Below are 23,853 nucleotides of genomic sequence, written 5' to 3' on the forward strand. Positions count from 1 at the left end.
GTCAGCTCGTTCTGGCCATCAAAATCTGCTTCCAGTATAGAGGGTCGAATTGCCAATGGGGTGGTGTGTCCCCCGCGGCTTTGGCGACGTGCGCGACAAAGCTGGTGCGCGACATTTCAGCCGCCCCCAGCGAGGCCAGGTGCAGTGTATTTTGCTGGCAATCAATCATGCGGATGCCTTTTGCGCGGCAAAAAGCCACCAAGGCGGCCAAGGCAATCTTGGACGCGTCGGTCTGGTGCGCAAACATCGATTCACCAAACACCATGCCGCCCAGGCTCACGCAATAAAGCCCGCCGACGAGTTGCTCATCCACCCAGGTTTCAACGCTGTGTGCATGGCCGGCGAGATGCAGGGCGGTATAGGCGCGCACCATGTCGGGCAAGATCCAGGTGCCCGGCTGGCCGGCACGTGGAGTGCTGGCGCAGGCTTGAATCACGTCGGCAAACGCCGTGTCAAAACGAATCTCATGGCCGGGTGTGTTTTCAAAATGCAGCAGGCTCTTGCGCAAGGAGCGGTGAAGTTTGAAATCTTGCGTGCGCAGCACCATGCGCGGGTCCGGGCTCCACCACAAAATGGGTTGGTCCGCGCTGAACCACGGAAAGATGCCGAGCGTGTAGGCTTGCAACAAGCTAGGCACATCCAGCGTCCGGCCCGCTGCCAGCAAACCCGGTGCAGGGTCATGCTCGGCCCATGCGCTGTCCACTGGTGGAAAGGCTTCATCGGCAGCAAGCCAGGGCAGGGGGCGGGGTGACTTGCGCATCAATAAAAGAGGATGTGAAAAATAAAACGCCTGGAGCCAGCCTGAGGATGATTTTGGCCGTCAGGCTATGCGAAAATTCGCGGTCGCTGCAAATGGTACTACCTCACGCAGCGATTCATCCGCTCCACTTTTTGTGAGCAGAAGATGAAGGCCCGCGAAGAAGAGCCAAAATTTATGGCTATAATCTAAGGCTGCATTCCTCAATAGCTCAGTTGGTAGAGCGCCGGACTGTTAATCCGTAGGTCCCTGGTTCGAGCCCAGGTTGAGGAGCCAAGAATTCAAGCACCTGATGCGTAAGCATCAGGTGCTTTTTTCATTTCTGGCGCTGGTATTGCAGCTAGCATTGGCACCATGACAAATCAGGCTTTTGAATTCAAATACCCTCGCGTCCTGAGCATTGCCGGTTCTGACAGCGGCGGTGGCGCGGGCATACAGGCTGACCTCAAGACTTTTGCGGCACTGGGCTGCTACGGCATGACGGCCATCACGGCGCTGACTGCGCAGAACACCTTGGGTGTGCGCGCCATCCATGGGGTGCCGCAGCAAATGCTGCTGGACCAGATCGATGCGGTGGTCGAAGACATTGGTGTGGATGCCGTGAAGATCGGCATGTTGCATTCCCCCGAAATCGTGCATGCCGTGGCCGAGGCAATTGACCGGCATGTGCTTACGCGTGTGGTGCTGGACCCGGTGATGGTGGCGACCAGTGGTGCCGTGCTGATCGACAACCCGGCGATTGCGGCTTTGGTGCGCGAACTGTTTGGCCGTGCGGCTTTGGTCACGCCGAATCTGGACGAAGCCGCCTTGCTGGTGGGCCGGCCACTGGAGAGCGAGCAGGCGATGGAAATTGCCGCACGTGAGCTGCTGGCCCAAGGTGCGCGGGCGGTGTTGCTCAAGGGCGGGCATTTGCCGGGGGATGTGGTCAGTGATTTGCTGATCACACAAGACGGTGCGCCGCACTGGATGCGCGCGCCGCGTATTCACAGCGCCAACACCCATGGCACGGGCTGCACGCTGTCATCGGCGATTGCGGCGCACCTGGCTTTGGGCCTGTCCTTGGCTGAGGCCGTGGAGGCCGCACGGGCCTATGTGCGTGGCGCGCTGGAGGCTGGCGCCGCCGTGCGCACCGGCGCGGGCAGCGGGCCGCTGAACCACAGCCACGCGCCGCAGGTCATGCGGCTTGTTCCGCTGGACTCTTAGACGCTTGCTTAGGCTGTTGCGCTGACTCTTGCCGGCGTGTCGCTGGTAAATCTGGCCAGCACAAAAGTCAACACCAGCGTCGGCAGTGCCGCACCCCAACTCGGCGCAAGCTGCGCGCAGGCGTGGTAACAGACGATGCCTGTGAACCAGATCAGCACGGCGCTGTAGTTGACCTGCCGTTCTGTGACCAGCGCCGCCACATCGGAGCGGCCGGCCAGCCGCGCCAGGATCACGCCGTACAGGGGGATAAAGACCGAGCTGAGCATCAGCAAAAACGGCTCCAGGCTGTGTATGGGCAAAACCATGGCCAGGGCCGTGCACACCACCGCCATGGTGATGCCCCAGCGACGCACGCTCCAGCGGGGTTTCAGGCTGTGGCCGGCGACCGAGCCTGAATAAATGTCGCCGTAGGCGTTGTCCACCTCGTCAATCAGGATCAGGCCCAAGGCAATCAGGCCGCCCTGCGCGAGCAACAGTGCCGCGACCAGGTCGGTGCTGGGTGTGGTGATGGCGATCAGCACGCCGAGCGCGTAACACCAGATATTGGCCACGGCGTAACCCAGCCAGGTGCCGCGCAGGGCGCTTTTGCCGTCACGTCCGTGGCGCGCAAAGTCAGCCACCAGCGGCAGCCACGAGACCGGCATGGCAATCACCAGGTCCAGCGCGGCCAGTGTGCTCATGCCGCCTGTGCCGGGGCGGTTCCACAAAGTGCCAAAGCCTTGCGCATTGGCTTTGGCAAGAAACTGCCAAGTGAGCCAAAGCAGCGAGGCAATCACCAGCGGCAGGCCGTAACGGCCTATGAATTTGCGCACCAGCTTGACCATGGAGCCCGACAGCAGGGCGATCAGCACGCCGCCCCACAGCAAAGTCGCCAGCAAGGGCCAGATGGCGCTGGTGAAGCTGCCAGACTGGCGCGCAATGGCCAGGGTGCCGTCGCGCATGACAACCAGCTCAAAAGTCGTCCAACCAACGAGCTGCACGATGTTGAGCAAGACTGGCAGGCGCGCGAAGCTGCTGCCGTAGGTGGCGTGCATCAGGCCGGCGCTGGACAGTCCGCTGTCGCAACCGACCTTGGCTGTCCAGGCCAGCAACCCGGCGCCCAGAAGGGAGCCGAACACGATGACCAGGGCGGCCTGTTGGGCGCCCAGTGCCGGCACCAGGTAGGCGCCAATCTGCATGACCAGCAGGCCAACGCCCAGGCTGAGCCAGAGCGCGGCGTGGTCGCGAAAACCAAACGAGCGGTCGCCGGCGGGTTGTGGCGTGAGCGCCGTGTTGGTGCTGCCGGAAGAGGCGGGAGTGGGGGGATTAGTAGCCATCAACATTCCAATCGTTAATGGCAGGTCGGCTTGTCTGACGCCCAGGGCCCGGCGCCTGAAACATGCTTCCCTGCGCGAGGATTACCTCAATCAGGTTCAAAGGGACTTTCTCAGTCGTGCTGTTTTTTAAAACAGCACAACACCCCTAGCGAATATGCCCTTGCAGGCACGAGGCCGATTATAGGAAGAGGCCGCCCAGCGGCCTAACCTCGGAACGGACAGCTGTTGCTTTTTAGTCGATCTTGACGTTGGCGGTTTTGACAATGGTGCGGTACTTGCCGATTTCCGAACGGATCAGCGCGCCAAACTCCACGGGGCTGTTGCCCGCAGGCTGAAGCCCCATGGACAGGAGCTTTTCCTTGATGTCCGGCTGCGACAGCATACGCAGCAGCTCGGCATTGAGCTTGTCGACAACGGCTTTGGGTGTGTTGCGCGGCGCGACGATGCCATACCAGGTGCCATCCTCAAAACCGGGCAATCCGGCTTCGGCCAGGGTGGGCACTTCCGGCAGGGCTGCCACGCGTTGTGTCGACGAAACCCCGAGGGCGCGCAGCTTGCCGCTTTTCACAAAAGGTACCAGCGTGACCAGGTTGTCGAATTGCGCATCCACCACACCGCCCAGCAGGTCGGTGGTGGCCGGCGCGCTGCCCTTGTAGGGAATGTGGCCGACATCGACGCCTGCCGCCAAGCCGAAGCTCACGCCGCCCAGATGCTGGGCCGTGCCGGTACCGCCGTTGCCGATGGTGATGCGGCCAGGCGAGCGTTTGGCCAATTCAATAAATTCACGGGCGTTTTGCGCCGGGACCTTGGGATGGACGACCAGCAACAAAGGTGCTTTGACCAGCAGGGCCACAGGCTGGAAGTCGGTGGCCGAGTCGTAATTGAGCTTGGGATAAATCGACGGGTTCACCGCCATGAAGCCGGCCGCGGCCAGGGTTAGCGTGTAGCCATCGGCAGGCGCCTTGGCGCCGGCTTCGGCGCCTATGTTGCCGCCTGCGCCCGGCCGATTCTCCACGATGGCAGGCTGGCCCCAGGCCGTGGACAGGTGCTGCGCCACCATGCGGCCCAAGGTGTCGGATGCACCGCCTGGCGGGAAGGGCACGATCACGCGCATTCCCTTGCTCGGAAAATCGGTCTGCGCCACCGCGGGCACCCCCAGGCTGGCCGCGCAGGCCAGTGTCACACCTAACAAACGAGAGAAAGAAGAAAACGTCATCGTGGGTCTCCTGAACAGGGATTAGGTGTGCCGTATCAATCGAGCTTGGCGCCGGAATCCTTGACGACTTTGGCCCAGTGGCTCATTTCGCGGCGGATGAAGGTGCCGAATTCTGCGGAAGAACTCGGCATGGGTGTGACGCCCATACCGGCGAGCTGCGCCTGGAAGGCCGGGTCTTTGAGCGCGCGATTCATTTCTGAGTTGAGGCGGGCGACGATGTCTGACGGTGTTCCCTTGGGCGCCAGAAATCCAAACCAGACCGTCATGTCGAAGCCCGGCACACTTTCGGACACGGCAGGGATGTCCTGCGCAGCGGCCGAACGTTTGAGGCTGGAAACGCCCAAAGCGCGCACCCGTCCGCCCTGGACCTGAGGCAACACCGCCGGCATCTGGTCAAACAACATGCTGACCTGGCCGCCAATCAGGTCCTGCATGGCGGGGCCGCCGCCTTTGTAGGGAACGTGGACGATGTCCACGCCGGCCGCCGACTTGAGCATTTCGGCGGCCAGATGGCTGGAGGTGCCGTTGCCGTTGGAGGCGTAATTGAGTTTGCCGGGATGGGCTTTGGCGTAGGCCACCAGCTCCTTCACGTTGTTGGCGGGCACGGCCGGATGCACCACCAGCAGGTTGGGTACGCCGGCGTACAAACCGATGGGGGCAAGGTCCTTGATCGGATCGAAGGGCATCTTCGCGTACAGGGCGGGGTTGATGGCCAGGCCGATGGGCCCCATGAGGATGGTGTAACCATCGGGTTCCGCTTTGGCCACCATGTCCATGCCAACATTGCCGCCCGCGCCCGGACGGTTGTCGACGATGACGGGCTGGCCCATCTGCTGGCCCATGCGTTCGGCCAGCATGCGCGCCAGGATGGAGGTTGTGCCGCCAGCTGCGAAAGGCACGACCAGTTTGACCGGCTTGTTGGGATAGCTGCTTTGCGCGCCAGCCAGGCCGGAGGCCAGCGCCAGGCTGGCGCAGCAGAGGCCGAGCGCCAGTCGGCGCGACATGGAAGAAGTGAACATGAAAATCTCCTATCGTTGTATTTGAAAAAAGCAGAGGTTGCGGTTCAGGCCACGGCGTAGCGGTCGACGAAGTCCTGGCGAATCGTGATACCGAGGCCCGGCCGGTCGGGGATGTCGACCAGGCCGTCCTTGACTTCGAATTGCTCTTCGGCCAGCTCTTGCAGCAAGGGGTTGGCACCCACGGAATACTCCAGCAGCCAGCCGGCCGGTGACGCGGCGGCCACATGCATGCCGGCGGCAAAGGCCAGAGCCCCTGTCCACAGATGCGGTGCCAGCTTGAGGTTCCAGGCCGAAGCAATAGCGCCTATACGCATGGCTTCGGAAATCCCGCCGCAGATCGCCAGGTCGGGCTGGAAGATATCGGCCGCGCGCAGTTCTGCCAGGTCGCGGAAGTCAAAGCGGTTGAACTCGCTCTCGCCGGTCGCGATCGGGATGGCCGTGGCGGCGCGTACCTCGGCCATGCCGCGTTTGTCGTCGGCCGTCACCGGCTCCTCAAACCACAACAGGTTGCAGTCTTCCACCAGACGGCAGAAACGCTTGGCCTCCGCCACGGTGTAAGTGCCATGGGCGTCGCAGGCCAAGCCGATGTCCGGGCCCAATGCCTTGCGTGCGGCGATCACGCGGCGCGCCGAGTGGATGGGGTCGCAGTCGATCACGCCGACACGCATCTTCACGGCCTTGAAGCCGCCGCGCGCCACGTAGCCCAGCAGTTGTTCGCCGATGTGATCGGCATCGGCCCAGCCACCCGAGGCGTAGGCCGGCATACGCTCGGCCTTGCGGCCACCGAGCAGGCGCCAGATCGGGGCGTTGAGGTGTTTGCCCAGCAAGTCCCAGAGGGCGAGATCGATACCGCTGATGGCCGAAATCGAGACGCCGCGCCGCCCCATGATGGGGAACACGTGGCCGTGCGCCAGCGCGTAGTGGCCGCGGCAGCCGTTGTACATCAACTCCCAGAGGCGGTTGATGTCGCGCGGGTCTTCGCCGATCAATGCGGGGCCGAACTTCTGGTTGATCAGCGCCACCAGGCCGTGGCTATTGGCCTCGCTGCCGACCTCTTCCTTGGCTTCGCCCCAGCCGATCAGGCCACAGTCGGTTTCGATGCGGACCAGCACGGAGTCGAAGGAGGCGACGCGGCCGAAATCGGACACGTGTTGTTTTTCGTAGGGAATGGGGACGTGTAGCCAGCGGGCGTTGATACTTTTGATTTTCATGATTGAGACAGGTGGGACCAGCGCGCGAGGATGGCCTTTTGCGCTTCGGGGTTGACGAAATGGCGGGGGAGGCGGCCGTCTTGCATCTCCAGCAACTGGCTGGCGACACCTTCGCTCATGCGGCGCATGCTTTCCTGCGTGATGCCGGCCAGGTGCGGGGACAGCAGCACATTGGGCAGGCCCAGCAGCGGGGACGATGGAGGCAACGGTTGTGTAGTGAACACGTCGAGCGCAGCGCCGGCCAGCGCACCACTGCTCAGCGCCGCAGCGAGCGCGACTTCATCGACGACCGGGCCGCGCGCCACATTGATGAGGCGTGCACCCGGCTTCATGCAGGCCAGTTCGGTGGCACCGATCAGGCCGCGTGTGTTTTCGGTCAGCGGGCAAGCCAGCACCAGGTAGTCCGCCTGCGGCAAGGCTTGGGCCAGGGTGATGTAATGCAGCAGTTCGGTGTCTGGCGCCGGGCTGCGCTGTATGCCCAGCACACGCATGCCGAAGCCCAGAGCGCAGATGCGGGCGAGTGCCTGGCCGATTGCACCCATGCCCACAATCGCGACCGTTTTGCCCTGCAGGTCGCTGGCACCGTCGGCCAGTTGGCGTGCGGCGGCCCAGGACGTGTTGCGCAGTGTGGTGTTGATGTGGGCCAGGTGGCGCGCCAGATTGAGCATTTGCGCCACCGCGTATTCGGCCACGCTGCCGGCATTGACGGCCGGCACGTTGGCAACGGCCACGCCATGGCGGCTGGCCGCATCAACCGGAATCATGTCCAGCCCGGCACCATGCCGCACCACACCACGCAGTTGAGCTGCGCCCGCAAAAAGATCTTCGGGCAGCGGCGAGCGCACCACGATGAAACTGGCATCCGACGCGGCGCTTCTAAGCGAGGCCGCATCCGTCGCACTGGCAAGGTGCAGGTCGAAGTGCACGGCCAGTTGGCGGGCCACCTCGGGGTGGATGGGATTGGTGAGCAGGACGCGGGGCAGGGACACGGCAGGTAACACAGTCGTGAAAAAAGTGAAAAGAAGGCGAGGAAAAGAAGGGCGTCAGGCCGTGGTCGGCGGACTGGCCTGGTCGGCGGGGCCGACATGCAACATCCAGTAGCGCTCCACATTGCCCAGGTGATCGCCCAACACGGCGAGTGCGCGCGACGAATCACCAGCCTCGACGGCATCCCGCAAGGCTGTGTGTTGCCGGATGGAGCGCAGGCCGTTGGCCGGATCGCTGAAATACTGGGCGCGCCGCGCTTTGGAGGCCAGCCAGAAGGAGTTGGCTGCACGCTGGATCAACTTGTTGCCGCTGGCCGCGCACAAAGCCATGTGAAACAGCGCGTCCTGATCACTGATGGATTGGCCGGCCGCGTGGCGTTCTCTGGAGGTTGTCAAAACCGCGTCGATGCGAGCCAGGTCGGCGTCGGTACGGCGGCTGCAGGCCAGGCCCACCGACTGAACTTCCAGCATGGAGCGGAATTCGTTCAGGTCTTTCACGTCTGCTGCCGACACCGGCATGCCGAGGTCGGATTCGAGGACCAGCATGTCGACAGAGGCTTCCGTGGCGATATCGCGCAGGTAGATGCCGGACTGCGGCTTGCGCTGGATCACACGCATGGCTTCCAGCGCCGACAACGCTTCCCGCAGGATGCCACGGCTGATTTTGAAACGCTCGGCCAGTTCGCGCTCCGAGGGAATACGGTCACCCGCCGCATAACCGCGCTCACGGATGAAGGGCAGGATGCGGGAGAGGACTTGGGTGCTGTCTAGGGCTGTGGTCATAATTGGTTTAACCAGATTGGTTGGACCAGATTGTTGCCAATCCCGTCTTCAAGGAAAATTCGGGATTACCCTTGGAATGAAAAAACCCACTCAAAAGCGGGCTGGATGGCACAGCGGTTTTCTCAATCGAATAGCGGCGACGCCAGATCCTGGCGAATGCACGCTTGGTTCGGGTGGCCGTGCAGGTAACCTCAGGATGCTACTTAATTGATAGCTGCTTGCGCTTATCCTGATTGGGTTACAGGCCTTTTTGGCTTATAAAATCCGCAATTGTTGGCCTCAGGAGGTGCTTTTTTCGACCTTTTTAGGCATTAAATAATGCTCTAGCCCAATCAGGGTAAGCGCAGTCAGCTATTAAAAATGTAGCGGAGGAATGACGCCGGAATGGGGCAGCGAGCAGACACACGCAGGGTTCAGGCAGGCCCCATGGACAATCAGCGCCATGCGTGTTTGTTCTCCTGTACCTGTCTGCCTTTTCCGGCACGTGCCAAGGCGCGTCCAGCTGTGAGCGCCGTGCCAGTTGTTGCTGCCCGTTTTCGCCCACGCCTGACCTTGCAGACGCTGACGCGCGGCGATGGTTTGCTGGGCATGAAACCCAACGGTCCGTTTGGCCCGCGCGGCGAGCAGGTGACGGTGGTGCAGGTGGACTGGACCTATGCCCTCGACGGTGGCTTGTATTGGGAATGCCCGGCGCCGGTGACGGTGCTCAACAGCCGCGCCGCACCTGTCCAAAACGTGGCGGACAGCTATGGCAGGTTCGTGGCCTTCCAGCGTGACCTGTATGCCGAAGCCGAGGCCATGGATGGCTTGTGGACGCTGGGCCTGCACCCGGTGCCGCCCGATGCCTTGCAGTGGCGCAGCGACGATGCTGAGGCAGGCCATGGTGTCTTCTGGTCGCTGGTACAGGAGGAATCTTTTGCGGATTTCTGGGCGGATCAATTGCCGGCTCTGCAGGCGCAAGGCTGGGCCGTCGTGGTGCGGCCCGGTTTTGCCCATGAAAGTGTGCCGGTGGACGCCTGGCGCCTGGTGATCAGCCCCGACACCGGCGAGGTGTTGGGCAAGGAAGTGGCCGCGCCCATGCACGGCCGCCCACCCGTTGTGCAAGCCCTGGGCCTGGCGCCGCGCGAAGGCTCCTGGCTGCTCACGCTCGGTGTGGAGGTGGATGGCCAGACGCTGGACCTCGCGCCCATGATGGCCGACCTCTTGCGCCGCGACAGCCGCTGGCTGAATGCCCGGCAGGTGTTGGCCATCGACGATAAATCGGCGATTACCTTGCGTGCGCCGGGTGGCAAACGGGTGGCCGTCCCGGCAGCCCTGCTCAAGACGATTGTGGGCAGCATGCTGGATTTGCTGACCGATCCCCGGCGTGCCGAGGGACCCTTGCGCCTGTCGGCGTGGGACGCCTGGCGGCTGGATATGCTCGATTCGGGTGCCGCCCGAGCGGGCGTGGGAAGTGCCTGGCAGTCCCGGGGCGACGCCGGTTTGCGTGAGCTGGCGCAGCGCCTGCAGGGAGCAGGCGGCCCCAAGTCGGTGGATGCGCCGGCTGGCCTGGGCGTGACGCTGCGGCCCTACCAGTTTCAGGGCCTGGCCTGGTTGCAATACCTGCGCACCCACCAGCTGGGCGGCATCCTGGCCGACGACATGGGACTGGGTAAAACAGCGCAGGCGCTGGCCCACCTGCTCATCGAAAAACAGGCGGGCCGGATGACGCTGCCCAGCCTGGTGGTGGTGCCCACCTCGTTGGTGTTCAACTGGCAGGCCGAGGCCAGGCGCATGGCTCCGGGCTTGCGCCTGCTGGTGTTGCAGGGGCCGGACCGTGCAGAAGTATTCCAGGCCATGCCGGACCACGACGTCGTGCTGACCACCTACCCGCTGCTCTGGCGTGATGTGGATGTACTGGCGGAGCAGCCGTTTCACCTGCTCATTCTTGATGAGGCGCAATGGGTGAAAAACGCAGCCGGCCGCAGCGCCCGCGCGCTTCGCCGCCTGCAAGCGCGGCATCGCCTGTGCCTGACCGGCACACCGCTGGAAAACCATTTAGGCGAACTCTGGGCGCAGTTCGATTTTTTGATGCCCGGTTTTCTGGGCGATGCCCGCAGCTTTGCGCGGCTGTGGCGCAAGCCGATAGAGACCAATGGCGAAACCCTGCGTGCGCAACTGCTGGCGCAGCGTGTGCGTCCTTTTATCCTGCGCCGGCGCAAGGACGAGGTCGCCACCGAACTGCCGCCGCGCACCGAGGTCATCAAGCGTGTGCAGTTGCTCGGCGGCCAGCGCGAGCTGTATGAAAGTGTGCGTGTCGCCGCCAATGAGCAGGTGCGCCGGGTGTTGACGCGCAACAGTTTTGCCGGGGCGCAGATATCCATCCTGGACGCGCTGCTCAAGCTGCGCCAAGTCTGCTGCGACCCCTACCTGCTGCGAGGCGTGAAACCTTCGCGCGCCATGGGCCGGGCCAAGCTGGAGCTGCTGGGCGGCATGCTCCCCGAGCTGATTGCCGAGGGCCGGCGTGTGTTGGTGTTTTCGCAGTTCACCGGCATGCTGGCGATGATAGAAGCCGAACTGCAGGCGCTGCAGCTTCCCTGGCTGTCACTGACGGGTGATACGCCGCCGAAAAAGCGCGGCGAGGTGGTGCGCCGCTTCCAGGATAAAACCGTGCCCATCCTGCTGGTCAGTCTGAAGGCCGGTGGTGTTGGCCTCAACCTGACGGCGGCGGACACGGTGATCCATGTGGACCCCTGGTGGAACCCTGCCGTGGAAGAGCAGGCCACGGCCCGCGCCCACCGTATCGGGCAGGACCAGCCGGTGTTTGTCTACAAGCTGGTGGTGGAAGGCAGCATTGAAGAACGCATGCTGGAGCTGCAGGCTCGCAAGGCCGCGCTGGCCGAGGGTGTGTTGGGCAGCGACAGTGCAACCGTCCTTAAATTCGGCCCCGAAGACCTGCAGGCCTTGCTGGCGCCGCTGGAGGTGACCACTTCAAGCCCGCCGGGTTGAAGAGAGGCGTTGTATTGCCGGTTCAGGTGCCGCCATCTACACCCAGCAACTGGTGCAGGCGCGGACTGGTGGTGGTGTATTGCAGCATGATTTTTTTGTCCGGAAAGACCAGCGCTGCCGCGCCAAAGGCGGCCAGTGCGCTTTCATGGAAACCGCTGAGGATCAGTTTTTTCTTGCCGGGGTAGGTGTTGATGTCGCCGACGGCGAAGATGCCCGGGATGCTGGTTGAAAACTTCTCGGTATCCACCAGCAGTTGTTTGCGCTCCATGTCCAGGCCCCAGTGCGCCACTGGCCCGAGCTTGGGCGACAGGCCGAGTAAAACCAGCAACGCATCCAGCGGCAGCGGGTGTGTCTGGCCTTCTACATCGGTGACCTGGGCGGCAACAAGCCGGCCGTCCTTCTCGTCGTAACCCGTCACTTGGCCAACTTCAAAGCGCATTTTTCCTGCATTGCACAGCGCTTTGATTTTTGTCGTGGCTTCGGGCGCCGCCTGGAAGACGTCGCGGCGGTGCAGCAGCGTCACACTGGCGGTTTTGCCCTCGGTCGCCAAACGGCATGCCCAGTCCAGCGCCGCGTCGTCACCGCCCACGATGACAAGCTTCTTGCCGACAAAGTGGTCGGGATGGTCAACGCGGTAAAACAGTTGGCTGTTATTGAACTTGTCCAGGCCATCTATCTTCAGCAACTTGGGCTGGAAGGCGCCCACGCCCGCTGCCACGATGATGGTTTTGGCCAGGAACTGGCTGCCTCTAGATGTCTCCACAAAAAACCGGCCGTCGGGGCGCTGCTCCAGCACGCGGACTTCCTGGCCCAGGTGAAACGTGTGAGCAAACGGTTCAATTTGCTTGAGCAGATTGGCCACCAACTCCCGGCCCGTGTAGCGCAGTACGCCGGGAATGTCGTAAATCGGTTTGTCGGGGTACAGCTCCATACACTGGCCACCGGGGTGGGGCAGGGAGTCCACGACATGGGCCTGGATCTCCAGCAAACCGAGCTGGAAGACCTGGAACAGGCCGACCGGCCCGGCGCCTATGACCAGCGCATCGGTTTGAATCATGTCGTTGCCCAATGTCCGAATCCCTCGCCAGCGGACGCCGCGGAACTGGCTTTGCCAGGCCGCTGGCGCCGCCCCCTGCAAGGGGGGAAGGTGCTACACGAAGTGAGCATCCGACGGGGGTGTGCCAAGTTACCTTACCAGCTCGGACAGCTTACCCGTCTTGTCTTTCCACTCTTCGGCATCCGGCAAGGCTTCCTTGCGCTTGGTGATGCTTTTCCAGCCCGCCGCCTGGCTCAACTCGACATTGAGTTTGATAAACGCGATTTGATCGGCCGGCACATCTTCCTCGGCATAAATCGCGTTGACCGGGCATTCGGGAATACAGACGGCGCAGTCAATACATTCGTCCGGATCGATCACCAGCATGTTCGGGCCTTCGCGGAAACAATCCACGGGGCAGACATCCACACAGTCGGTGTATTTGCAGCGGATGCACGATTCGGAGACGATGTGAGTCATGTTGTTCTAAGCTAATCGGTGGAAACCCTTGATTTTATGAGGTTTCGCACGCAGGGGTTAAACAGGGATGGCCTGTTTCAAAAATGGCTTTAAAAAGGGGCGACTGGCCGTCACTGGATCAGCGCGGCGGCGGAAGTCTTGTGTGAGGCCGTGTCCACCAGCACCAGCGAGCCCAGGATGCGTGAACGCGCATACGGCAGGGTGGCCAGGGCCTCCTGCAAACTCAGTTCCACATGGCCAATCGCATTGGGCGGCAGTTCGGTGGCGTCTTCCTCGGCGAGGGTGTTGACATCCAGCTTGTGGACGATGCGTTTGACCTTGGCCTTGACCCAGCGGTGGCCTTGCAGCGCCCAGTAGACACGCCCGGCGACCAGGGGTTCGTCGTCCATCCAGGCGATGGTGGCCGACAGTTCGCGCGAAGGCGTGAAGCTGTCTTCGGCCAGCAGCCAGTCGCCGCGCGACACATCCACTTCGCGGTCCAGCACAATACCCGCGCTGTGGCCGGCCAGGATGGACTTGGGCTGGCGGGTATGGTCCAGCACCTGGGCCACCACGGCGGTTTGCCCGCTGGGCAACACGGTCACGGTCTGGCCTGGTTGCACGCCACCGGTGGCGACGCGGCCCCAGAAAACGCGGCGGCCCTGGGAGGTGTCGGCCGACGAGGAGAATTTTTCCACCCACTGCACCGGGAAGGCAAAAGCCTCGGTAGTTTCCGCGGGCGTGGCCGGCAGGTGCTCCAGCAGTTGCAGCAGCGACAAGCCCTCATAACCGCACCAGCCCGGTTTGGCGTCGACCACGTTGTAACCCTTGAGCGCCGACACCGGCACCGTGGCCTTGACCGGGATCTTCGCGGCCTCGGCGAAAGCCTGGAGTGCGGCACTGATGTTGTTGAAGGCCAGGGTGGCGTCTTCCACGGCATCCAGCTTGTTCACGGCGAACACGATGGAGGGCACACGCAGCAGGTTGACCAGCAGCGAATGGCGGCGGGTCTGCGGCAGCAACTCCATGGCCGGGTTGTTCCAGTCCAGCTTGGTGGCGTCGACCAGCACCACGGCGGCGTCGGCACTCGATGCCGCCGTGACCATGTTGCGTGTGTATTGCTCATGGCCGGGTGCATCCCCAATGATGAACTTACGGCTTTCGGTGGCGAAGTAGCGGTAAGCCACATCGATGGTGATGCCTTGTTCGCGCTCGGCCGACAGGCCGTCCGTCAGCAGAGCCAGATCGGTCTCGCCGCCGCGTTGCACGCCGGCCAGGTGGTCTTGCAGCACCGCACGGCTGTCCACCAGCAGGCGACCGATCAGGGTGCTTTTACCGTCGTCGACCGAGCCGCAGGTGATGAACTTCAGCGCAGACCTCAAGTCATTTTGGCCTGTAGCCCCCGTAGGTATTACGCTATCAGCTATTAAATCAATAGTGTTGGTGCTTGTGTTCATCTCAGTCTCAAAATGTAGGGAGTGTCCATGTCAGTGGGGGCCGCGGGTCCGGCTTCGCCGGCCCGCAGGCGCCGCCCCCTGGGGGGAAGCAGGCGAAGCCTGCTGCGGGGGAGAACTAAAAGTACCCGTCTTTCTTGCGTTTTTCCATGGACGCATCGGAGGTTTTGTCGTCCATGCGTGTGGCGCCGCGTTCGCTCACGTCGGCGGCCAGTGTTTCGATCACAATTTCGGCGGCCGTGGCGGCCGGGCTGTCCACCGGGCAGGTGCAGGTGATGTCGCCCACGGTGCGAAAACGCACGGTTTTTTCAACGATCTGCTCGCCTTCGCGCGCCGGCGTGAGTTCGGTCACGGGCACCAGCAAACCTTTGCGCTCGACGACCTTGCGCTGGTGCGCGTAATAAAGCGAAGGCAGGGCGATCTGCTCGCGTTCGATGTATTGCCAGACGTCGAGTTCGGTCCAGTTGGAAATCGGGAACACGCGAAAGTGCTCGCCGGGCTGCAGCCGGGTGTTGAACAGGGTCCAGAGCTCGGGCCGCTGGGCCTTGGGCTGCCACTGGCCGAAGCTGTCGCGGTGCGAAAAAATGCGCTCCTTAGCGCGAGCCTTTTCCTCGTCGCGGCGGGCGCCGCCTATCAAGGCGTCAAAGCGGAACTCCTCAATTGCCTCCAGCAAGGTCACCGACTGGTGCACATTCCGCGATTCGCCGGGATGCGCCAGGCGCACGGTGCCGCGTTTCATCGAGTCTTCCACGTTGCGCACAATCAGCTCGGCGCCTAATTCTTTGGCCCGCAGGTCGCGGAAATCGGTTACTTCGTGGAAGTTGTGGCCGGTGTCTATCATCAGCAGCGGATAGGGGATACGGCCCACGCCAAAGGCTTTTTCGGCGCATTTGAGCATCACCAGCGAGTCCTTGCCGCCCGAAAACAGCAGGGTCGGGCGTTCAAAGGCGGCGGCCACCTCGCGCAGGATGAAGATGGTTTCTTCCTCCAGCGCATCGAGATGGGAATTGCTCAGCTTGCTGAGCAGTTGGGGTTCGGTGCGTGCGTTCATGCGGGGATCTGCCTGATGGGGATGATGCTGGAAACGGGACGGACAAGAGGTTCAAAGGCGGCCGGTTCTTCGGCTTCATGGGTGCCGTCGGCGGCCACGTGCAAGCCACATTCCTTGGCACTTTCCTGCTCCCACCACCAGCGGCCGGAGCGGAAGTCTTCACCCAGGGTCACGGCGCGGGTGCAGGGTGCGCAGCCTATGCTGGGGAAAAACTCGTCGTGCAGCGGGTTGTAGGGAATGTTGTTCGCGGCAATGAAGTGCCAGACATCGCCCCAGGTCCAGTCGGCCAGCGGGTTGATCTTGGCGCGTGAGACGGTTTCACCCTGGATGAGTAATTCCTGCTGCTCCACGTCATGCACGTCGGCTCTGGCGTTCGACTGTTCGCGGCGCAGGCCGGTGATCCAGCCTTTTTTGCCGGTCAAGGCACGCTCCAGCGGTTCCATCTTGCGGATGTGGCAGCAGCCTTTGCGCAGGTCCAGGCTGCGGTACATCGCGTCCTCGCCGTTGTCGCGCACAAAATCGGCGGCCGCCGCCGGGTCCGGCTGGTAGACATCGACAGAGAGGCCGTAACGTTCTTCAAGCCGGCCGATCAAGGCCAGGGTCTGCGGATGCAACATGCCGGTGTCGAGCACAAACACGCGGCTGCCAATGCCCGTGTCATGAATCAGCTGGGTCACCACCATGTCTTCCGCACCCAGGCTGGAGGCCTGGGTCAGCGGTGTGTATTGCGCGGCGGCCGAGATCAGCAGCGCGCGGCTGGCGGCCAGCTTTTGCGCGAAATCCGGCGAGGCCTTGGCGTAGAGCGAAATGGCACCCATGGTCAGACCTGGCCTGCATCCGCAAAATGCGGTGTGACGTGTACGGCATCACCCTGGTAACGGCCCACGCCATAACCGGGGTAAGTGCTCAATACACGCTGGGCGATCCCCATGTCCTGGTCGGCGCGCAACACGGCGCTGTCAAAACCGCTGCGTTCCATCTGGGCCAGCTGGTCCACCAGCACGTCGCCGGTGGCGCGGATTTCACCCCGGAACTCGCGGCGGCGGCGCAGCAAAAAAGCCTGGCTGAAGGCGCGGCCGTCTGTGAATTTTGGGAAAAACAGGTCTATGCGCTGAATCCCTTGCAGCGGGGCTTGCAGCGGGTCCGCGTCGTTGGCCAGCACAAGAACGCTGGGGTCTTCGCTCAGCGCGGGAACGTCGGTAAAAGGCAGTAATTTCATGGGGTTTCCTCAGACGGCTTCGGTCGCAGCCGGCAAACGTGCACCCTTGGCGGCGGCCTTGAAGGGGTCGATGCCAATACGGCGGAATGTCGCAATAAAGGTTTCGCCGGCCTGGCGCTCGCTGCGGTAGGTGTCCAGCACGGCTTCGATCACCTCGGGCACTTCGGCGGCCGAAAACGAGGGACCCACCACCTTGCCGGGAACGGGTGCGCCGCTCAGCGTGGAGCCGTCCGAGCCGCCCAGCGAGACCTGGTACCACTCGAGGCCATCCTTGTCCACGCCCAGGATGCCGATGTGGCCGCTGTGGTGGTGGCCGCAGGAGTTGATGCAGCCGCTGATGTGTAAATCGATCTCGCCCAGGTCATGCAACTCGTCCATGTCCTGGTAACGCTCGGTAATCGCTTCGGCAATCGGGATGGAGCGCGCATTGGCCAGCGAGCAAAAATCGCCGCCGGGGCAGGCAATCATGTCGGTCAGCAGGCGGATGTTGGGCTTGGCAAAACCGGCCTTGCGCGCGGCGCGCCAGAGCTCGGGCAACTCGTCGCAACGCACCCAGGGCAGCAACAGGTTCTGGTCGTGGGTGACTCGCACTTCGCCGGCGCTGAAACGATCCGCCAGGTCGGCCGCCGTGTCCAGCTGGTCGGCCGTGGCGTCGCCGGGGGCCTGGCCCAGGCGTTTGAAAGACAGGGTCACGGCACGCAGGTCGGGGTTGCGGTGGGGCGCCACGTTTTGCTTGAGCCAGCGGCCAAACTCGATGTCGTCTTCGGCGGCGGCACGCAGGATGTTGGCGATCTTGGCATCGGCGCTTTTGCGGTCGCAATTAAGCGTGGGCGGCACAAAGGAGGCGGTGACCCGGTCCAGCTCGGCTTGCGTGATGGTGTGCGGTCCGCCGTCGTGTTCCAGAATCTGCAGGTACTCGGCCTCGACGTCGTCGATGTAGCGCTGGCCTTCGGCTTTGACCAGAATCTTGATACGCGCCTTGTAGATGTTGTCGCGACGGCCGTAGCGGTTGTAGACCCGCACGATGGCTTCGATGAAATTCATGATCTGGTGCCAGGGCAGGAACTCGCGGATCACGGTGCCAATCACCGGCGTGCGACCCATGCCACCGCCAACCTGCACCTTGAAGCCGAGTTCACCTTCGGCATTACGGATCAGGTGCAGGCCCACGTCATGCCAGGCGGTGGCGGCGCGGTCTTCGCGGGCGCCGCTGATGGCGATCTTGAACTTGCGTGGCAGGAAGGCGAACTCCGGGTGCAATGTGCTCCACTGGCGCAGGATTTCGCCGAAAGGCCGGGGGTCGGCAATTTCGTCCACCGCAATGCCGGCGCGTTCGTCGCTGGTGATGTTGCGTATGCAGTTGCCGCTGGTCTGGATGCCGTGCATGCTGACACTGGCCAGCAAGTCCATCACCTCGGCTGATTTGTCCAGCGGAATCCAGTTGTACTGGATGTTCTGGCGCGTGGTGAAGTGGGCGTAGCCGGTCGTCAATTTGGAGCTGACGGACAGGCCGTTCTTGAGCTTGACGGGGCCGAGCTGGTCCTGCTTGGCCTGGGCTTCCTTGAACAAGGCGGCGTTTGGCTGGTCGTAGTCACGCGCAATTTTGGCCAGCACACGCACTTGCGCGCTGGACAGTTCGCCATAAGGCACGGCCACACGCAACATGGGTGCATAACGCTGCACATACCAGCCGTTTTGCAGGCGCAGGGGGCGAAATTCGTCTTCCGGCAACTGGCCGGCCTGCCAGCGCGTCAACTGGTCGCGGTACTGGTTGGCGCGGGCTTTGACAAATTCGCGGTCAAATTCTGTGTATTGGTACATGGCTGTCAGAGATCAAAAATGGATTCAGATGGCGATTAACTTGAGGCCGGCATACGCCAACAGCAGGGAAAGCAGGGAACGTATCCAGCGGTCGGGCGTGCGGGTGACCAGGCGTGTGCCCAGCCAGATGCCGGGCAGAGAGCCGGCCAGCAACTTGGCCAGCAAGACCCAGTCGACGGAGCCGATGGAGGCGTGGCCCAAACCGGCAACTAAAGTCAGCGGCACGGCGTGGGCAATGTCGGCGGCCACAATACGCGGCAGCGGCAGGGCCGGGTAAAGCAGCATCAGCACAATGACACCAATCGCGCCCGCGCCCACGGAGGTGAGCGTGACCAGGCAACCAATCACCGCACCAAACAACATGGGCAAGGCCCAGTGGCGGGCTTGTGTGGCGGCGGCCAGGTCGGCAGTGGCGATGGTGCGCGGCGCGGCTTTGCCGTAGATCGCCTTGTACAAGGTGGCGGTGGCCGTGAGCAGCAAGGCCACGCCCAGGGTGGTGGTCATCACCGCATGGGCGGCCGGGCTGGCCGGGCCGAGTTGCTGCAGCGCATACAAGGTGGCCAGCGAGGCCGGGATGCTGCCCGCCGCGGTTTGTCCGACAATTTTCCAGTCCACCACGCGGGCGCGCGCCAGGCTGACGGTGCCGCCCATCTTGGTGAAGGCGGCAAACAACAGGTCGGTGCCTATGGCCAGATGGGGTTTGACGCCGAAAAAGAAGATCAGCAAGGGCGTCATCAGCGAGCCGCCGCCCACCCCGGTCAGGCCTACCACCAGGCCCACCGCAAATCCGGCAAATACAAAAGCAAAATCATGCATAAGCCGGGAACTGTAAAAGCCCCGCTTATGAAAACAAACTACAAATTTGTTGTGCGCTTATGCGAATAAGCTTATTCACCAGTCTGCATGCGGCTTAGCCGTGTTTTGAGGGGGTGTGGGCAAACCCCGATGAAAACGGGCCGCACGCGCCCCGCATAATCCACGGCAAATAATAAGTACGGAGACAGCCGGATTGTGAAAAGAATATTTGTTAAACATTACGGGTTCAGTGAGACCGAGCGCCATGCGCTGGACACGGTGTTTCGCCTGTCCGAATCGCGCGAGACGGTTTATTCCGCCTGGACGCCAGAAACCACGGACGCGCCCGAGGTGCTGCTGATAGACGGCGACAGCTGGGAGGCCGTGCTGGCGCTGGCCAATCCCGCGCATGATGACCTCAAACTGGTCTGGGTCGGCGATGCTGCGCCCGGTCAGGCCTGGCGGGTGTTTCCTTCACCCGTCAAATGGTCCACCCTGATCGAAACCCTGGACGAGGAATTTGCGCCGCTGAATTCGCATTCTTTGTCGCTCGATCTGGACCTGGTGCACGCGGAGGACCTGGAGGTGCATTTCGACGAAGCGGACGATACCGAACGCCAGGAACTGGCGCCGGCCGTCCCCGAGCGGCGGGTGCTGGTGGTGGATGCCGGGCGCGACGAGCGCCTGTACTGGCGCGCCAAGCTGGCGGCCGCCGGCCTTTATGAGGTGGATGAAGCGGCCAGCGGGGCCGAGGCGCTGGCCTTGTTGCGTGAGCAGCCTTATCACCTCGTCACGGTTGATCTGGGCCTGGCCGACATGGACAGCTGGCAACTGATCAAGGCGGTGGAAGCCACGCGTCCGGCCGTGCCGCATCTGTTTGTCACAGGTTCGGAGCTGGTCTGGCACCAGGGCGTGCGTGCCTGGTTTTCCGGCGCCAGGGTTTCCCTGAAGAAACCTTTGCACCCTGGCCAGCTCAAGGCGTTGCTACAACATATATAGCTGCTTGCGCCCATCCCATCAGGGCTGGAGGCCTAAAAGGCTATGAATGTTTGGCGGTAGCCGAGGAAAACCGCTGCGCTGCCAGCGCCTGCGCCAGGCGTTGTTCCAGCGGCAAAGGTTCGCCGTGCAGCCTGGCTGCGAGCAATTCGCCGCACAACACCGCAAAGCTCAAGCCACGCGCGCCCATGGCGGTGTGGACCCACAGCCCGACATCCACAGGCCCCACCAGCGGCAACCGGTCCGGCGAAGCGCAGCGCACCCCGGCCCAGGCCTGCGCTGCATCGCTGTTAAACGCCGTGGCCAGGTGGGCTGCCGTGGCCGGCAGCAAGGTCTGCAGGCGTTCAAAGTTGGTTTGCTGGTCTTGTCGCTGGATGCGTGTGTGGTCCTGGTCACGCTCGAAGTTGGCGCCGGCCAGCCAGGCCAGGCCTTTTTCGGTCGGCACGGCGGGGATAAAGCTGCCGTGACCGTTGACTGGAAACGAAGGAAAGGCCCCGGTATCCGCTGTCTCATCCGTTGGCCGCAGCCCCCAAGACACCTGCCCGCGAATCGCCTGCAAGGGCAGGCCTCCGTCCACCAGCAAGCGGCTGGCATAACCTGCGGCCAACACCACCAGGTCGGCCTGCGCCAGCCTGCACCCTAACGCGTCGAGCACCTGCCAGGCGCCTGTCGCCACGTCGCGCTGCAAATGCGCGGCCTGGCTAGCACCACGCCAGTGGATGCCGGACTGCGCCAGCAAGGCCTGGACCAGACGTGCCGGTTTGATCCAGCCGGCCCGGTGGTGCCAGCAGGCCGGCCCATCCGCGGCGCTGAGCCCGGCGCCGGCAAGCTGCTCGAGCCCGGCCGCTTCGCTCCAGTCGCGGCCAGCCGCCGGCCAGTCTGCGGGCAGGCCGGCGCTGCCATCCAGGCGCCGTTCCAGCACACCGGTGGCTTGCCAGTCGCGGCCCTCCTGCAGCAGCGCTGCCGCCTGCTGCCAGGTGGCACGCACGCCGCAACGCGACAGGCGCGAGAGCCGACTGTCATCGGGGGAGATATGTGGCACCAGCAAACCAGCCGGCAAACCCGATGCGCCGCCGGCTGGCGCCGCCTGGCTGTCCAGCACCTCGACCCGCCAGCCGCGCCGGGCCAGGCTGGCCGCGGTGGCCGCGCCGGCCAAGCCGCCGCCTATCACCACACAAGTCGAGGGTGTGACTGTCGTGATCGGTCTGGCCTTGCGCGGCTCCCAGCGTGGATTGAACTCGCCTTGCAGGTTGTCGCGCTTGGGCGGCAGGCCAGGCGTTTTTGTGACGGCAAACCCGCACTGCGTCAAGCCGTCCAGCACGGCGCGTGCCACGGTCCAACTGGCGATACGTGTGCCGCGGCGGCAGCAACGCGCCACCGCCTTGAGGGTGTGGAGGTCCCAGATGCCGGGATTTTTGGATGGACTGAAGCCGTCCAGGTAAACCGTGTCGGCTTCAAACACCTGTTCGCGCAACACCGCTTTGGTGTCGCCAATACACAGGCTGAGCAGCACCCGGCCTTCTTCAAACACCAGCCGGTGAACCCCCGGCAACAAACCCCAGCACTGGGCTTGCAATTGCTCGGCCAATGGCAGCAGTTCCGGATGCGCCATCGCAGCGCGCAACACGTCGGCGGCGCTGGCCGGGTGGGCTTCGGTTGCGACAAAATGCAGCAGGCGCGGGCGCTGCGGATCGGCTTTCCAGGCCTGCCAGGTGACCAGGAAGTTCAGGCCCAGGCCGAAGCCGGTTTCCAGGATGCGCCATTGCGGCTGGTTGGCCCAGGCCGCAGGCAAGCCGCAGCCGCGCAAAAACACTTCACGCGACTGCGCCAGGCCGCCGAGTTCGCTGCGATAACGGTCGCCAAAGCGCGGGCTGTAGGGCGTGCCATCGGCCAGCCATTCGATCAGCTCAGCCATAACCGGCAAACGTGTGGTGATGGACCCAGACCAGCCGGGGCCGCGGAACCGGCTTTGCCGGGCCGCAGGCGCAGCGCCCCCTCGGGGGGCAGCGCAGTACGCGAAGCGACAAGCGTGGGGGCTTAAGGTTGCGTTGGGGGGATGTAACCCTGCACGGCATCGGCGCCATCGCCGAAGAAGTGTTTTTCCATCTGCCGCGCCAGGTACTGGCGGGCTCTGGCATCGGCCAGGTTCAGGCGGTTTTCGTTGACCAGCATGGTTTGCTGCTTCATCCATTCCGCCCAGGCTTCCTTGCTGACTTCTTCCCAGAGCCGCTTGCCCAAGGGGCCAGGGTAGGGCGGGAAATCCAGACCCTCAGCTTCTCGGCCCAGTTTGATGCAATTGACGGTGCGTGCCATGTGAGATTTCTTTCGTGAAGAGTTTTATAGATGTTATGGGTATTAAGAACTGAATTTTTATTCGTTCCAGTTTTGAATCAATGCTTCCAGAATCCAGTTTCTTCTTTAAATCGCATGCAAATGCAGCTGGACCCAGAAAGCAGATATGACTACTCGCCGCCATTTTATGAATGTTTCCACCCGCCTGGCATTAGCCGTGGCGCTGGCAGGGTCGGCAGGCGCCGCCTTGGCCCAGAAACCGCCCGTGAGCTTGCTCAATGTGTCTTACGACCCGACCCGTGAACTGTACGTCGAGTACAACGCCGCCTTCGCCAAACACTGGAAGGCTAAAGCCGGCCAGGACGTGACCATCAAACAGTCGCACGGCGGCTCAGGCAAACAGGCGCGCTCCATCATTGACGGCCTGGATGCCGACGTGGCCACCCTGGCTCTGGCCGGCGACACCGATGCCTTGGTGAAAAACGGCGGCTGGCTCGCGGCCGACTGGCAAAAAAAGCTGCCACACAACGCCTCGCCTTACACCTCGACCATTGTGCTGGCCGTGCGCCAGGGCAATCCCAAAGGCATCAAGGACTGGGATGACCTGATCAAACCCGGCATCAGCGTGATCACGCCCAACCCCAAAACCTCGGGCGGCGCGCGCTGGAACTACCTGGCGGCCTGGGAGTTCGCCAAACGCAAATACGGCAGCGACGCCAAGGCCAAGGAGTTTGTCGCCAAGCTCTATGGCAACGTGCCCGTGCTGGACACCGGTGCGCGGGGCTCGACCATCACCTTTGCCCAGCGTGCCCAGGGCGACGTGTTGATCGCCTGGGAAAACGAGGCCTACCTGCTCGAAAAAGAGTTCGGCGCCAAGTTCGACGTGATTGCGCCGTCCATCAGCATCCTGGCTGAACCGGCGGTGGCGGTTGTCGATAAAAACGTCGACAAAAAAGGCACACGTGCCGTGGCCGAGGAATACCTGAAATACCTGTATTCCGAAGAAGGCCAGGACATTGCCGGCAAAAACTTCTATCGCCCGGCCGTGTCGCAAAAGGCGATTGCCAAATACGCCAAGCAGTTTCCCAAGCTGAACCTGTTCACCATCGACCAGGCGTTTGGTGGCTGGGCCAAGGCAGACAAAGAACATTTTGCCGACGGTGGCAGCTTTGACCAGATTTACGTGCGGAAATAAGCCGCACCTGGCGCCGTCTTTGCCCGTCTTTATGTCCATTCAAGAAAGAAAAACAA

At 62.9% G+C, this 23,853-nt stretch carries 21 protein-coding genes, 1 tRNA gene and 1 riboswitch; of the genes, 5 read left to right on the plus strand and 17 right to left on the minus strand.

All coding sequences use genetic code 11. From position 1 onward, the window contains the following. Window position 1: 1 nt before the first annotated feature. The gene (aat, locus tag R6254_RS17180) at window positions 2-760 is read right to left on the minus strand and encodes a leucyl/phenylalanyl-tRNA--protein transferase (RefSeq protein ID WP_318408606.1); all 759 of its coding nucleotides are present in this window, start codon (window positions 758-760) and stop codon (window positions 2-4) included. Window positions 761-957: 197 nt separating this feature from the next. Between aat and R6254_RS17185 the strand changes: the two genes are divergently transcribed. Next, window positions 958-1,033 (plus strand) — tRNA-Asn (locus R6254_RS17185). A gap of 78 nt (window positions 1,034-1,111) precedes the next feature. Continuing rightward, the gene (gene thiD, locus R6254_RS17190; protein WP_318408608.1) at window positions 1,112-1,960 is read left to right on the plus strand and encodes a bifunctional hydroxymethylpyrimidine kinase/phosphomethylpyrimidine kinase; all 849 of its coding nucleotides are present in this window, start codon (window positions 1,112-1,114) and stop codon (window positions 1,958-1,960) included. Window positions 1,961-1,968: 8 nt separating this feature from the next. Here thiD and R6254_RS17195 read toward each other — a convergent pair whose 3' ends face one another. The 6 genes from R6254_RS17195 to R6254_RS17220 all read right to left on the minus strand — a co-directional run bounded on the left by R6254_RS17195 (window position 1,969) and on the right by R6254_RS17220 (window position 8,491). Further along, window positions 1,969-3,276 carry a purine-cytosine permease family protein gene (locus tag R6254_RS17195; protein ID WP_318408610.1) on the minus strand — a complete coding sequence of 436 codons (1,308 nt, stop codon included), beginning with the start codon at window positions 3,274-3,276 and terminating at the stop codon, window positions 1,969-1,971. 50 nt (window positions 3,277-3,326) lie between these two features. Then, window positions 3,327-3,433, minus strand: a riboswitch (TPP riboswitch). A 75-nt stretch (window positions 3,434-3,508) separates the two neighbouring features. Continuing rightward, the gene (locus R6254_RS17200; RefSeq protein ID WP_318408612.1) at window positions 3,509-4,492 is read right to left on the minus strand and encodes a Bug family tripartite tricarboxylate transporter substrate binding protein; all 984 of its coding nucleotides are present in this window, start codon (window positions 4,490-4,492) and stop codon (window positions 3,509-3,511) included. A gap of 35 nt (window positions 4,493-4,527) precedes the next feature. Beyond that, window positions 4,528-5,511: a Bug family tripartite tricarboxylate transporter substrate binding protein gene (locus R6254_RS17205; RefSeq protein WP_318408613.1), complete on the minus strand. Its 984-nt coding sequence runs from the start codon at window positions 5,509-5,511 to the stop codon at window positions 4,528-4,530. Between the two features lie 44 nt (window positions 5,512-5,555). Then, window positions 5,556-6,722 carry a mandelate racemase/muconate lactonizing enzyme family protein gene (locus R6254_RS17210; RefSeq protein ID WP_318408615.1) on the minus strand — a complete coding sequence of 389 codons (1,167 nt, stop codon included), beginning with the start codon at window positions 6,720-6,722 and terminating at the stop codon, window positions 5,556-5,558. Next, window positions 6,719-7,711 carry an NAD(P)-dependent oxidoreductase gene (locus tag R6254_RS17215; RefSeq protein ID WP_318408617.1) on the minus strand — a complete coding sequence of 331 codons (993 nt, stop codon included), beginning with the start codon at window positions 7,709-7,711 and terminating at the stop codon, window positions 6,719-6,721. The genes R6254_RS17210 and R6254_RS17215 overlap by 4 nt, the downstream gene beginning before the upstream one ends. Before the next feature lie 54 nt (window positions 7,712-7,765). Beyond that, a complete protein-coding gene (locus tag R6254_RS17220) occupies window positions 7,766-8,491 on the minus strand; it encodes a FadR/GntR family transcriptional regulator (RefSeq protein WP_318408618.1) in 726 nt (241 codons plus the stop codon). 504 nt (window positions 8,492-8,995) lie between these two features. Between R6254_RS17220 and R6254_RS17225 the strand changes: the two genes are divergently transcribed. Then, window positions 8,996-11,479: a DEAD/DEAH box helicase gene (locus R6254_RS17225; RefSeq protein ID WP_412103188.1), complete on the plus strand. Its 2,484-nt coding sequence runs from the start codon at window positions 8,996-8,998 to the stop codon at window positions 11,477-11,479. A 22-nt stretch (window positions 11,480-11,501) separates the two neighbouring features. Here the strand turns inward: R6254_RS17225 and R6254_RS17230 are convergent, their stop codons facing one another. The 8 genes from R6254_RS17230 to R6254_RS17265 all read right to left on the minus strand — a co-directional run bounded on the left by R6254_RS17230 (window position 11,502) and on the right by R6254_RS17265 (window position 19,335). Beyond that, on the minus strand, window positions 11,502-12,536 hold the full coding sequence (locus tag R6254_RS17230; RefSeq protein WP_318408621.1) for an NAD(P)/FAD-dependent oxidoreductase: 1,035 nt from the start codon (window positions 12,534-12,536) through the stop codon (window positions 11,502-11,504). A gap of 129 nt (window positions 12,537-12,665) precedes the next feature. Beyond that, a complete protein-coding gene (gene fdxA / locus R6254_RS17235) occupies window positions 12,666-12,995 on the minus strand; it encodes a ferredoxin FdxA (protein ID WP_318408623.1) in 330 nt (109 codons plus the stop codon). Between the two features lie 110 nt (window positions 12,996-13,105). Continuing rightward, window positions 13,106-14,431 carry a sulfate adenylyltransferase subunit 1 gene (locus R6254_RS17240; protein ID WP_318408625.1) on the minus strand — a complete coding sequence of 442 codons (1,326 nt, stop codon included), beginning with the start codon at window positions 14,429-14,431 and terminating at the stop codon, window positions 13,106-13,108. Between the two features lie 115 nt (window positions 14,432-14,546). Next, complete coding sequence (cysD, locus tag R6254_RS17245) at window positions 14,547-15,479, minus strand: sulfate adenylyltransferase subunit CysD (RefSeq protein WP_318408627.1); 933 nt, start codon at window positions 15,477-15,479, stop codon at window positions 14,547-14,549. Next, a complete protein-coding gene (locus R6254_RS17250) occupies window positions 15,476-16,297 on the minus strand; it encodes a phosphoadenylyl-sulfate reductase (RefSeq protein WP_318408628.1) in 822 nt (273 codons plus the stop codon). Before R6254_RS17250 ends, cysD begins: the two co-directional genes overlap by 4 nt. Before the next feature lie 2 nt (window positions 16,298-16,299). Beyond that, window positions 16,300-16,698 (minus strand): DUF934 domain-containing protein, encoded by a 399-nt coding sequence (locus tag R6254_RS17255; RefSeq protein WP_318408629.1) that lies wholly within the window; start codon window positions 16,696-16,698, stop codon window positions 16,300-16,302. A gap of 9 nt (window positions 16,699-16,707) precedes the next feature. Continuing rightward, window positions 16,708-18,519, minus strand: a complete 1,812-nt coding sequence (locus tag R6254_RS17260; RefSeq protein WP_318408631.1) for a nitrite/sulfite reductase — start codon at window positions 18,517-18,519, stop codon at window positions 16,708-16,710. Window positions 18,520-18,543: 24 nt separating this feature from the next. Continuing rightward, window positions 18,544-19,335, minus strand: coding sequence for a sulfite exporter TauE/SafE family protein (locus R6254_RS17265; RefSeq protein ID WP_318408633.1), 792 nt, complete (start codon window positions 19,333-19,335; stop codon window positions 18,544-18,546). A gap of 195 nt (window positions 19,336-19,530) precedes the next feature. On the opposite strand from R6254_RS17265, the gene R6254_RS17270 reads away from it, so the two are divergent. Continuing rightward, the gene (locus R6254_RS17270) at window positions 19,531-20,313 is read left to right on the plus strand and encodes a response regulator (RefSeq protein ID WP_318408634.1); all 783 of its coding nucleotides are present in this window, start codon (window positions 19,531-19,533) and stop codon (window positions 20,311-20,313) included. Window positions 20,314-20,353: 40 nt separating this feature from the next. On the opposite strand, the gene mnmC is transcribed toward R6254_RS17270, so the two are convergent. Beyond that, a complete protein-coding gene (gene mnmC / locus R6254_RS17275; RefSeq protein WP_318408635.1) occupies window positions 20,354-22,225 on the minus strand; it encodes a bifunctional tRNA (5-methylaminomethyl-2-thiouridine)(34)-methyltransferase MnmC2/FAD-dependent 5-carboxymethylaminomethyl-2-thiouridine(34) oxidoreductase MnmC1 in 1,872 nt (623 codons plus the stop codon). A 122-nt stretch (window positions 22,226-22,347) separates the two neighbouring features. Further along, on the minus strand, window positions 22,348-22,623 hold the full coding sequence (locus tag R6254_RS17280) for an oxidative damage protection protein (protein ID WP_318408636.1): 276 nt from the start codon (window positions 22,621-22,623) through the stop codon (window positions 22,348-22,350). Between the two features lie 145 nt (window positions 22,624-22,768). Between R6254_RS17280 and R6254_RS17285 the strand changes: the two genes are divergently transcribed. Continuing rightward, complete coding sequence (locus R6254_RS17285) at window positions 22,769-23,797, plus strand: sulfate ABC transporter substrate-binding protein (protein WP_318408638.1); 1,029 nt, start codon at window positions 22,769-22,771, stop codon at window positions 23,795-23,797. Window positions 23,798-23,853: the final 56 nt, after the last annotated feature.

Origin of the sequence: Polaromonas potterensis (assembly GCF_033446725.1) — a bacterium.
Taxonomy (GTDB): Bacteria; Pseudomonadota; Gammaproteobacteria; order Burkholderiales; family Burkholderiaceae_C; genus Polaromonas.

Bases quoted from the DNA above. Each gene is read 5' to 3' on its own strand.
- R6254_RS17230 (WP_318408621.1), bottom strand. From the start codon at position 12,536: ATGATTCAAACCGATGCGCTGGTCATAGGCGCCGGGCCGGTCGGCCTG.
- R6254_RS17255 (WP_318408629.1), bottom strand. From the start codon at position 16,698: ATGAAATTACTGCCTTTTACCGACGTTCCCGCGCTGAGCGAAGACCCC.
- fdxA (WP_318408623.1), bottom strand. From the start codon at position 12,995: ATGACTCACATCGTCTCCGAATCGTGCATCCGCTGCAAATACACCGAC.
- R6254_RS17265 (WP_318408633.1), bottom strand. From the start codon at position 19,335: ATGCATGATTTTGCTTTTGTATTTGCCGGATTTGCGGTGGGCCTGGTG.
- R6254_RS17250 (WP_318408628.1), bottom strand. From the start codon at position 16,297: ATGGGTGCCATTTCGCTCTACGCCAAGGCCTCGCCGGATTTCGCGCAA.
- R6254_RS17195 (WP_318408610.1), bottom strand. From the start codon at position 3,276: ATGGCTACTAATCCCCCCACTCCCGCCTCTTCCGGCAGCACCAACACG.
- cysD (WP_318408627.1), bottom strand. From the start codon at position 15,479: ATGAACGCACGCACCGAACCCCAACTGCTCAGCAAGCTGAGCAATTCC.
- R6254_RS17205 (WP_318408613.1), bottom strand. From the start codon at position 5,511: ATGTTCACTTCTTCCATGTCGCGCCGACTGGCGCTCGGCCTCTGCTGC.
- R6254_RS17260 (WP_318408631.1), bottom strand. From the start codon at position 18,519: ATGTACCAATACACAGAATTTGACCGCGAATTTGTCAAAGCCCGCGCC.
- R6254_RS17200 (WP_318408612.1), bottom strand. From the start codon at position 4,492: ATGACGTTTTCTTCTTTCTCTCGTTTGTTAGGTGTGACACTGGCCTGC.
- thiD (WP_318408608.1), top strand. From the start codon at position 1,112: ATGACAAATCAGGCTTTTGAATTCAAATACCCTCGCGTCCTGAGCATT.
- mnmC (WP_318408635.1), bottom strand. From the start codon at position 22,225: ATGGCTGAGCTGATCGAATGGCTGGCCGATGGCACGCCCTACAGCCCG.
- aat (WP_318408606.1), bottom strand. From the start codon at position 760: ATGCGCAAGTCACCCCGCCCCCTGCCCTGGCTTGCTGCCGATGAAGCC.
- R6254_RS17210 (WP_318408615.1), bottom strand. From the start codon at position 6,722: ATGAAAATCAAAAGTATCAACGCCCGCTGGCTACACGTCCCCATTCCC.
- R6254_RS17285 (WP_318408638.1), top strand. From the start codon at position 22,769: ATGACTACTCGCCGCCATTTTATGAATGTTTCCACCCGCCTGGCATTA.
- R6254_RS17240 (WP_318408625.1), bottom strand. From the start codon at position 14,431: ATGAACACAAGCACCAACACTATTGATTTAATAGCTGATAGCGTAATA.
- R6254_RS17280 (WP_318408636.1), bottom strand. From the start codon at position 22,623: ATGGCACGCACCGTCAATTGCATCAAACTGGGCCGAGAAGCTGAGGGT.
- R6254_RS17220 (WP_318408618.1), bottom strand. From the start codon at position 8,491: ATGACCACAGCCCTAGACAGCACCCAAGTCCTCTCCCGCATCCTGCCC.